3 pseudogenes are annotated in these 1138 nt (G+C 43.8%); 2 read left to right on the forward strand and 1 reads right to left on the reverse strand.

Features of this window, described 5'->3' with window-relative positions:
- Positions 1 to 304: 304 nt before the first annotated feature.
- Both HW443_RS13500 and HW443_RS13505 read left to right on the forward strand, forming a co-directional pair.
- Positions 305 to 781: pseudogene (locus HW443_RS13500) on the forward strand (MFS transporter); the annotation flags it as partial.
- Positions 782 to 831: 50 nt separating this feature from the next.
- Positions 832 to 1014: pseudogene (locus HW443_RS13505) on the forward strand (IS701 family transposase); the annotation flags it as partial.
- 6 nt (positions 1015 to 1020) lie between these two features.
- Here the strand turns inward: HW443_RS13505 and HW443_RS11515 are convergent.
- Positions 1021 to 1138 (reverse strand): annotated as a pseudogene (locus tag HW443_RS11515) (ISAzo13-like element transposase-related protein); the annotation flags it as partial.

Below are 1138 nucleotides of genomic sequence, written 5' to 3' on the forward strand. Positions count from 1 at the left end.
TTTATTTTGTTACATACGCTTATGGTGAAATTTCAGTCCTATCATATAAAATGTTGACTAGTTGTTAGAATTAAGTTATAATTTGAAACAATTCGGAAAAAAATGGGTAATTAGGAGGTGAATATGAACGCTGAATGTGGGGACGTTTCTTCAGGTGTAGATTAAGTTACTAAAGGTTACTAAAAAAGAGGAGATGAGTGTAGTGAGCAATAGTCAAAATTTTGCTTCACCACCCCGCTGGTTGGGAGTGGACTTGGTGAAAAACCGCTGGATTTTCCCGTTTCTTGGACTGTTTACAACTTTAATGGGCGGTGCTGCCTATGCCTTTAGTGTTTTTATCCTGCCTTTAGAGGCGGAGTTTGGTTGGGTAAGAGCAGACACAGTTTTGGCCTTTTCAGTATGTATGTTCGTTTTCGGTATTTTGATGGCTGTAGGAGGTTATTTCGTCGATAAATACGGACCGAAAAAACCCTTTGTGCTTGGTGCCGCTTTAATGATTGCCTCGCAAGTACTTTCTTCCCAAATTACAACTCTGACCGGGCTGGTGCTAACCTATGGTGTTGTTCTAGGGATCGGAATTGGCTTAACTTATACTTCCGCCACAATTGCCCTAACATCGCGCTGGTATCCGGAGCGTGAAAAGCGTAGCTTAATGATTGGCGTAGCAGTTGTAGGCTTTGGGCTTGGCGCGGTTGTTGCTGCACCGCTTTGGGCGGCCGGAATAGCAGCATACGGCTGGCGCACCACTTATATGCTCACCGGCGGAGTATTCGCCGTTGTCCTTGGCGTTATTGCTACCATTATTCAGTTTCCGCCTATAAATTATCAGTTCAGCGCAGACAAAGGGTGGCACAGAAGAATCACTTTCTTTATGCGCTGCGGGCATTTCTGCGTTTGGAGATACACAAGTTGCGAACGGGAAATAGTTGGTATGAGGCAAAGGTGTCCATTATCAGGGAGGCAATACGGGCTTATCTGGGTAACCCTACCTACAGTCTTACCCCAACTGCGTAAGTCCTAATCTAATTGAGCCTTTATTTTTAAGCCGGATCTCGTTGTGGTAGTACTGATCATATTTACTACTGTCTCATAATTGATTAGCGGTTCTCCTTTCCAGTTCATACTGATAAAAGAAAAC

Origin of the sequence: Candidatus Hakubella thermalkaliphila (genome assembly GCF_013281975.1) — a bacterium.
In the GTDB taxonomy this organism is placed as follows: domain Bacteria; phylum Actinomycetota; class Humimicrobiia; order Hakubellales; family Hakubellaceae; genus Hakubella; species Hakubella thermalkaliphila.